This window comes from Streptomyces viridosporus (assembly GCF_002078235.1).
GTDB classification, from domain to species: Bacteria; Actinomycetota; Actinomycetes; order Streptomycetales; family Streptomycetaceae; genus Streptomyces; species Streptomyces viridosporus.
This window is the reverse complement of sequence record NZ_MSGP01000141.1, coordinates 26,991-35,393: the sequence shown is the minus strand read 5'-3', so window position 1 is coordinate 35,393 and position 8,403 is coordinate 26,991. Positions and strand designations below refer to the sequence as shown.

Genomic DNA, 8,403 nt, shown 5'->3' with positions numbered 1-8,403 from the left:
GTGTGCCCTTGAGGTCCGCGCCGAGCGGGGTGCCCGGCGCGGACCTCAAGGGCACACTGGAGGACGGACGGTCGATCAGCGGGCTGCGGTGACCGGGTGCACCGCCGACAGGTCCGGATCGTTCAAGGCCGAACCAGATCGGTAAAGTGTGCACATGACTACCGGGGTACGCCGCAGGATGGGAGTCGAGGAGCGGCGGCAGCAGTTGATCGGCGTCGCCCTCGAACTGTTCAGCCGTCGTTCGCCCGACGAGGTCTCCATCGACGAGATAGCGTCGGCGGCGGGCATCTCCCGCCCGCTGGTCTACCACTACTTCCCCGGCAAACTCAGCCTGTACGAAGCGGCGTTGAAGCGTGCCGCGGAGGACCTGGCCTCCCGGTTCGCCGAGCCGCACGAGGGCCCGCTGGGGACGCGGCTGCGGCGGGTGATGGCGCGGTTCTTCGACTTCGTCGACGAGCACGGTCCCGGCTTCTCCGCCCTGATGCGCGGCGGCCCGGCGGTCGGCTCCTCGGCCACCAACGCGCTGATCGACTCCGTGCGGCAGGCCGCGTACGACCAGATGCTGGCGCACATGGGCGTGGTGGACCCGGTTCCGGCCCGACTGGAACTGGTCGTCCGCTCCTGGATCTCGCTCGTGGAGTCCACGGCGCTGATCTGGCTGGACGGGCGGCGCGTCCCGCGCGCCGAACTGGAGACCCAGCTCGTGCAGGACTTCGCCGCGCTCGCCGCCGTCGCCGCCGCCCACGACGAGGAACTGGCCGCGCTGCTGCGCGACCTGCTCAAGAGCGAGCCGGGCGACGGGCCGTTCACCGACCTCGCCGCCCGGCTGATCTCCCTGGCGTCCTGACGCGGAGCCCCCGCTCCCCCGCTCCTCCCGCTCCTCGGCCTATTCCTCGTACTTGCGGTACGAGGCGTCCAGTTCGCGCACCTCGGCGGAGGCGTGCAGCATCAGCCCCTCGGCCGGCTTCACGTGCCGCCGCAGCAGCTCCAGCACCGCCTCGGTGAGCCGGACCTTGGTCTCCTCGGTGCGGCCCGCGAGCAGCCCCAGGGTGACGTGCACGACGGCGTGCCCCTCGGTGTCGGGGCCGACCACGGTGTCCTCGGTCCTGCGGAACTGCGTCTTGCACGCCGGCGGTCTGGCGGCCGCGATCTCGACGACGGCGGTGTGCAGGTCCCGCGCGAAGGCGGACCGGTCGAAACCGTCCGCCAGTCGCTCGGAGTAGTCGACGGTGATCTGCGGCATGAGCCCTCCCGTTCCAGGTCGGAAGGGCTCACCCTAACCGCAGTCCCCGGCCGGGTCAGCCGGCCGCGGTGAACACGGCGACCGTGCGCGCCGGCACGGTGAACGTGCCGGTCCCCTTCGCGTAGGACGAGGTCTTCACCACCGCGTCCCCGCCCGCGGCCTGCACCGGGTGCAGGCGGTGGTCCGTCCCGGCGAGCCCGGCGACGCGCTGTTCCTGCTGCTCGGGCGTGGCGTTGAAGACCGCCACGAGGTCACCGAGGGTCATGGTGATCACGCCGGGTGTCTCGTCCTTCCCCGACAGCGGGAAGGAGAGCCGGGACTGCACCTGCGCGGCCGTGTCGAGGGAGAAGGCCTTCTCCGTCGTACGGATCCTCAGCAGGTCCCGGTACGCGGCCGAGGCGCCCTCGATCTGCGGGCAGCCGACCTGCACCGCGCCCAGCAGCGGCTTGGCGTAGGGCCACTTGTCCTCGTTGTCGGCGGCCGGCGGCAGTCCGCGGCCGAAGCCGTTGCCGTCCGCGCAGTTCCAGTGGATGGCGTTGAACCAGTCGCCGCTGTCGTAGGAGTTGCGGTCCAGGGACTTGGAGCGCAGCAGGTCGGTGCCCGCCTGGGAGAGGGCCGGTCCCTGCGAGAGGGTGGCCGTCGCCATGGCGAGGACCTGCATCCGCGCGCGGTCCGCGGCCGAGGTGTCCTTCGGCAGCTTGAAGGCGAGCGCGTCGAACAGCGACTCGTTGTCGTGCGCGTCGGCGTAGGCGAGGGCGTCGCCGGGGGCGTCCGCGTAACCGGCGGGCGAGCCGTTGTAGTCGACCTGGGAGCCCTTGACCTCCTTGCCACTGGTGTCGGTGAAGCGGTAGTCGGCGAGGTTGCCGCTCAGGCCCACCTTGATGAGGTCCTGGTAGTGCAGGAGGCGGGCCCTCTGCTCGGCCTCGGTGCCGTTGCTCTTCGAGGAGTTGGGGTCGGTGAACAGGCCCGAGGCGAAGCCCTGGACGCCGGGGTCCTCGTCGAAGGGACCGCCGCCGCGCACGGCGTCACGGGCCCGGTCGGAGAAGGTGGCGATGCCGGTGCCGGCCATGTTCCGCTGCGTGGCCTGCTCGAAGCGGGCGTCGTCGGCGATCTCGCCGAAGTTCCAGCCCTCGCCGTACAGGATGATCCTCTTGCCGTCGACGCCGTCCTTCTCCAGGGTCAGCGCGTCGAGGGCCTCGCGCACGGCGAGGATGTTGTCCTTCGGGTGGTGGCCCATGAGGTCGAAGCGGAAGCCGTCGACCTTGTACTCCTTGGCCCAGGTGACGACGGAGTCGACGACCAGCTTGCCCATCATGGCGTTCTCGGGGGCCGTGTTGGCGCAGCAGGTGCTGTTCGCGACCGAGCCGTCGGCCAGCAGCCGCTGGTAGTAGCCGGGCACGATCCGGTCGAGGACGCTCGTCCTCTCCTGCCCGCTCGCCGCGGTGTGGTTGTAGACGACGTCCAGCACGACGCGCAGGCCGTCCTCGTTGAGCGCCTTGACCATCTCGCGGAACTCGACCGTGCGGGCGGTGCCGTTCGGGTCGGTGGCGTAGGAGCCCTCGGGGACCGTGTAGTGGTACGGGTCGTAGCCCCAGTTGTAGGCGTCCTCGGCGGCCGTCTTCGCCACGCACTTCTGCTGCTCGGCGGAGTCGGCCGGGTGGGAGGCGAGGTCGCAGTCGACGGTGGCCTGGTCGGACTTCCTCTCGGGGATGGTGGCGATGTCGAAGGCGGGCAGCAGGTGCACGTGGGAGGTGCCGGCCTTCGCCAGCTCCCGCAGGTGCTTCGAGCCGTCGCTGTCCCGGTCGGTGAAGGCCCGGTAGGTGCCGGGGTGCTTCGCCGTCCGGTCCTCCACGGAGAAGTCCCGGATGTGCAGCTCCTGGATCTGGGCGTCCTTCAGCGGCACGGCCTTCGGCTTCTCGAGCGACGCCCAGCCCTTGGGGGCGAGGCTCCGGTCGCCGAGGTCGACGACGAGGCTGCGCTCGGAGTCCGTGGTCAGGGCCACCGAGTAGGGGTCGGTGACCTTGTTGGTGACGATCTGCCGGGCGGTGGGCGCCCACACCTTCACCGCGTACCGGTAGGGCTTGCCCTTCCAGGAGGCCGGGCCGGTGGCGGACCAGACGCCGGTGGCGTCGTCGCGCCGCATGCGGACCGTGGAGCCGCCGATCTCCAGGGAGACCTGCTGCGCGGTCGGCGCCCACACGGAGAGGGTGGGGCGGCCGTGGCGGAACACCGGGCCGAGCTCCGCCTTCGTGGCGCGGCCGGCGTAGAGGTCGTCCAGGACGCCGGCGATCTGCACGCCGGTCGCCGCGAGCACGGCGCCGTTCGCGGCCCGCTGGGAGGCCACGACCTGGCCGCGCAGGGCCTCGCGCACCCGGTCCCGGTCGCGCGGGTCGACGGTCCAGGCGGTGCCGTCCTCCAGGTGCGGGAACTTCTTCTTCTGGGCGTCGGTGAGGGACGTCCTCGACAGCCGGAGCCAGCGCTGGTCCGCACCGGTGAGCGTGCCGTCCTGCACCTTGATCGAGCCGGTGCGGGAGGCGAGGAGCTGGGTGGAGGCGGCGGTGTCGGAGCCGTCCCAGACGAGGGTGTCCCGGTCGATCCAGACCGCCTTGGAGGTGGCCAGGTCGAGGGCGGCCGCGGAGCCGGCGGGCTGCGGCAGCAGGTACTTCTCCTGGCCGCTCACCAGCCACACCTCGTGGCCGTTCGCCCTGAGGTCGAGCGACTGGTCGGACGGCAGGTCCTTCTCGTCGCCCTTGTGGACGATGTAGCTGAGGCTGGTGGCACCCTCGGTGAGCGGCACCTCGAAGACCGCGCCATACGGGTCAGTCTTCACCGGCTTCAGGGGGTTCGACCAGTCGGTGGGGTGCGCGGCGCCGGTCCACACGTGCAGACCCCAGCCGTCGTAGTCCCCGTCGGCGCGGTGGTAGTGCAGCACCGCCTTGCTCTTGTCCTGCGCCGGGTACTCGGGGCGCTCGGTGAGGACGGTCTCCTCGCCCTGCTCGATCCAGATCTCGCCGGTCCTGGTGAGGTCGATGGTGCGGTCGGTGGGGACGTCCTTGGTGCCGTCCTCGTCGATCACCAGGAAGCCGAGGTCCGAGGCGCCCGGCCTGAGCTTGACGTAGGCGAAGGCGCCGTAGGCGTCGCGGCCGGTGAAGGGGTGGCTCTCGGGCCACTCGGTGGCCTCGCCCTCCGCCAGGTCGCCCCAGGCGTACAGGCCCCAGTCGTCGTAGTCGCCGTCCGCGCGCCGGTAGTGGACGATCGCGTAGTCGCGGGAGGCGGCGGTGGGCGGCTCCGCCACGGGCGGGGTGCCGGTGGTGGAGGCGGCCAGGGCGCTCGCGGTGCGGCCGGCCGAGTCGATCACGACGGCCTTGTAGCGCAGGGCGGTGCCGGCGGGCACGTCCTCGCCGATGGTGTGGGTGACCTTGTAGGGGGCGTGGTCGGCGGAGCCGAGGGTCCGCCACGTCCCGTTGCCGGTCTGGGCGGCGAAGACGACCCGGTTGAGCTGTCCGCCCCCGACCTCGGCGGTGAGCTCGACGGTGCCGGTGGCGCCCGCCTCCGGGGCCTTCAGGGCGATCGTGGGCCCGGCGGCCGGCTGGGCGAGCGGGCCGGACGCCTTGAGGACGATCGCCGAGCCCGCCGGGACGGTCACGGTGATCTTCTTGTCGGCGTCGCTGGTCACGGAGGCGTCGGTGCCGTGGATGCCGCGGAAGGTCATCCGGGCGGAACCGGTGGCGAAGGTGGCCTTCTTCGCCTCGTCGGCGTTGTTGAAGGCGACCACGTACTCGGTGGTGTCCTTGCCGGTGCCGGTGCGGGAGAAGGCGTAGACGCCCGGGCCGTCGGCCGCGTGGCGCTCCTGCTGGATGCCGTCGGTGAGGGCCGGGTGGTCCTTGCGCAGCTTCGCGAGGGCGCTGATCTGCCGGTAGAACGGCGACCGGGTGTCGTAGGCGTCCTCGGCGTGGGTGCGGTCGGTGCCGATCAGGTCGTCGTCGAGGTAGTCGGCCGTACGGGAGGCGAACAGGGTCTGGCGGGCGTCCTTGTCGCCGCCGGCGCCGGTGAAGCCCTGCTCGTCGCCGTAGTAGACGACCGGGTTGCCGCGGCTGAGGAACATCAGCTCGTTGGCGAGCATGCCCTTCTTCAGCAGGTCGGCGTCGGACGCCCCGGGGTTGTCCTGCTTCAGGAACGTCCCGATGCGGCCCATGTCGTGGTTGCCGAGGAAGGTGACCTGCTCGTAGGCGTTGGCCTTGTCGGTCGTGTACTTGTAGTCGTCGCCGAAGACGGCCGCGAGCTTCCCGGCGCTGCCGCCCTGGGAGGCGTACTGGCGGGCCGCCTCCTGGAACGGGAAGTCGAGGGTGGCGTCGAGGCGGCCCCGGGTGACGTACGGGGCGGTGACGTCCGTGTCGGCGGAGTAGACCTCGCCGAACATGAAGAAGTCCTCCCGGCCCCGCTTGGCCGCGTAGGCGTCCAGGGCGGTGGCCCACTGGGTCCAGAACTCCATGTTCACGTGCTTCACGGTGTCGATCCGGAAGCCGTCGATGTCGAAGTCCTTGACCCACCGCTGGTAGATCTTCTCCATGCCGCTGACGACCTCGGGACGTTCGGTCCACAGGTCGTCGAGGCCGGAGAAGTCGCCGTACTCGCTGGACTCCCCGGCGAAGGTGGAGTCGCCCCGGTTGTGGTACATCGCCGGGTCGTTGAGCCACGCCGGGACCTTGACGTTCTTCTTCGCGGCGGGGACGACCGGGGTGCGCGGGAAGGAGTCGGCGCCCGGGCGCGGGAACTTGTTCGCGCCGTCGGCGTAGTCGGCGTCGTCGAAGGGCTCGCCGTCCTCGGTCAGGTAGGGGAAGGCGCCCTTGGAGAGGTAGTCGTAGGATTTCTCCTCGTAGTCGACGACGTCGGCGGTGTGGTTGGTGATGACGTCGAAGAAGACCTTCATGCCCTTGGCGTGGGCCTTGTCGATGAGGGTCTCGAGGTCCTTGTTGGTGCCGAAGTGCGGGTCGACCTGGGTGAAGTCGGTGATCCAGTACCCGTGGTAGCCGGCGGAGGCGTCCTTGCCGGTGCCCTGCACGGGCTGGTTCTTGAAGATCGGTGCCAGCCAGATGGCGGTGGTGCCGAGCCCCTTGATGTAGTCGAGCTTCTGCGTGAGGCCCTTGAGGTCGCCGCCCTGGTAGAAGCCCTTGTCGGTGGGGTCGTACCCGGTGGTGAGGCGCGAACCGGTCAGTCCGCCGCGGTCGTTCCTCGCGTCGCCGTTGGCGAAACGGTCCGGCAGGACGAAGTAGAACTGCTCGCGGGTCAGGTCGTGGCGCGCGGGGGACTTCGCCAGCTTCGCGTCCGAGGGCGGCGCGGGCGGCGTGGCCGCCTCGGCGGCGAGGGGCTGTACGAGGGCGGCGGCGAGTGCGGCCGCGGTGACGGCGGCGACGCGTCTGCCTCGCGCGGTGCGGCGCCCCGGGGGCGCGGGCCATCTGGGTGTCACAGGCGTGAACTCCTTGCGATTACGGCTCATTGGGGTCCGGCCCCGCGCCACGGCACGGCCTGTTCCGGCCATGTCACCGGGGCGCCGGGCGCGACCGTACCGCCGTTGAAAGCTTTACAGCAAGGGTTGTGAAAGTAACGGTAAGGACTTGCGGGTTCGGGACGCCGGTCGCGCCGCGCCGCGAAGGGCGGTGCGACCGGCGCGCGTTCAGCAGGACGACTTGCCCGCGTACACCGCGAGGGCCGTGTTCGAGCCCAGCGTGGCCGTCAGCTGCCCCGAACCGTTCACCGTCACCGTCGTGTTGTTCTGCACGTTGCAGTACGTGCCCGCCGGGAGGGAGGTCTGGTAGGTGCGGGTCAGGGAGCCGGACTCGTGGTTGATGGCCACGAAGCCCTTGTTGCCCCGGCCGAAGGCGATCGCGTCGCCGCCGTTGTCCCACCAGTTGGTCACCGCCTGGCCCCGGGTGGCGTTGCGGAAGGCGACCATGGACTTGATCTCCGGCCAGGCGTGCTGGCACTTCCAGCCGTTCTGCCAGCACGCGTTCACCTGGCCGCCGTTCGGCGGTCCGGCGTCGTGGTCGGAGAACTCGTAGCCGGAGTTGATGTCCGGGGCGCCGTACGGCCAGGCCAGCATGAAGACGTTGGCCAGGGTGTAGTGGGCGTTGTCCTTGTAGCTGAGGGTGGAGCCGTTGCGCTCGGTGTCGTGGTTGTCGACGAAGACGCCGGAGACGGAGCTGTTCATGTAGCCCCAGCCCTCGCCGTAGTTCTTCAGGTAGGCGAGGTTCTCGTTGTTGAAGACCCGCTTGAGGTCGTAGGCGTAGCGGAACTCCTGCACGTCGCCGTTGCCCGTGTACTCGGTGGGCTGGACGGCCTCGCCGGCGCCGTGGATGACCTCCTGCTTCCAGTACGCGCCGGGGTTGGTCAGGCGGGACTTGATGTTCGCCAGGTCGGCGGCCGGCATGTGCTTGGCCGCGTCGATGCGGAAGCCGTCCACGCCGAGGGAGAGCAGGTCGTTCATGTACCCGGCGATGGTCCTGCGGACGTACTCCTCGCCGGTGTCGAGGTCGGCGAGGCCGACCAGCTCGCAGTTCTGGACGTTCCAGCGGTCCCGGTAGTTGTTGATCTCCGAGCGGCAGGTGTCGAAGTCGTACGACGAGTACAGGCCGGGGTAGTCGTACTTCGTGTACGACGAGCCGCCGGTGCCGGTGCCGTTGCCCGCGGACATGTGGTTGATGACGGTGTCGACGACGACCTTCACCCCGGCCGCGTGGCAGGTGTTCACCATGTTCCGGAAGGCGGTGCGGTCGCCGAGGCGCCCGGCGATCTTGTAGCTCACCGGCTGGTACGACGTCCACCACTGCGCGCCCTGTATGTGCTCGGCGGGCGGCGAGACCTGGACGTACCCGTACCCGGCGGGGCCGAGGGTGGTGGTGCACTCGCGGGCGACCGAGGCGAAGTTCCACTCGAAGAGCACCGCGGTGACGTCCTTGGTGCCCGGGGGCGAGGCCTCCGCCGCAGTCGGGGTCATGACAACCGAGGCGGCCGCGAGGGCGACGGCTCCGGCGAGGGTTCTGCGTGCCATGTGGGGTTCCTTCTTCATCGAAGGGTGTGGGGATCGCCGAAGGGGGCCTGAAGCTTCTTGCAGCAAACTTCGGCAACCTTGCGGCAACGCAGATGTTAAAGGCCCGCCACCC

The 8,403-nt window shown here is 70.3% G+C and carries 4 protein-coding genes; 1 reads left to right on the top strand and 3 read right to left on the bottom strand.

The annotated features are described in order from the left end of the window. Positions 1–154: 154 nt before the first annotated feature. A complete protein-coding gene (locus B7L92_RS10850) occupies positions 155–847 on the top strand; it encodes a TetR/AcrR family transcriptional regulator (protein ID WP_081237218.1) in 693 nt (230 codons plus the stop codon). A 39-nt stretch (positions 848–886) separates the two neighbouring features. Here B7L92_RS10850 and B7L92_RS10845 read toward each other — a convergent pair whose 3' ends face one another. From B7L92_RS10845 to B7L92_RS10835, 3 genes are all read right to left on the bottom strand, one after another. After that, positions 887–1,243 carry a 5-carboxymethyl-2-hydroxymuconate Delta-isomerase gene (locus B7L92_RS10845; RefSeq protein ID WP_081237217.1) on the bottom strand — a complete coding sequence of 119 codons (357 nt, stop codon included), beginning with the start codon at positions 1,241–1,243 and terminating at the stop codon, positions 887–889. A 55-nt stretch (positions 1,244–1,298) separates the two neighbouring features. Then, positions 1,299–6,710, bottom strand: a complete 5,412-nt coding sequence (gene pulA / locus B7L92_RS10840) for a pullulanase-type alpha-1,6-glucosidase (protein ID WP_081237216.1) — start codon at positions 6,708–6,710, stop codon at positions 1,299–1,301. A 207-nt stretch (positions 6,711–6,917) separates the two neighbouring features. Beyond that, positions 6,918–8,291 (bottom strand): alpha-amylase, encoded by a 1,374-nt coding sequence (locus B7L92_RS10835; protein WP_081237215.1) that lies wholly within the window; start codon positions 8,289–8,291, stop codon positions 6,918–6,920. Positions 8,292–8,403 lie beyond the last annotated feature (112 nt).

What these genes read in the sequence shown, in the direction of transcription:
- B7L92_RS10835 (WP_081237215.1), bottom strand. Translation starts at nt 8,291, where the DNA reads ATGGCACGCAGAACCCTCGCCGGAGCCGTCGCCCTCGCGGCCGCCTCG.
- B7L92_RS10850 (WP_081237218.1), top strand. Translation starts at nt 155, where the DNA reads ATGACTACCGGGGTACGCCGCAGGATGGGAGTCGAGGAGCGGCGGCAG.
- B7L92_RS10845 (WP_081237217.1), bottom strand. Translation starts at nt 1,243, where the DNA reads ATGCCGCAGATCACCGTCGACTACTCCGAGCGACTGGCGGACGGTTTC.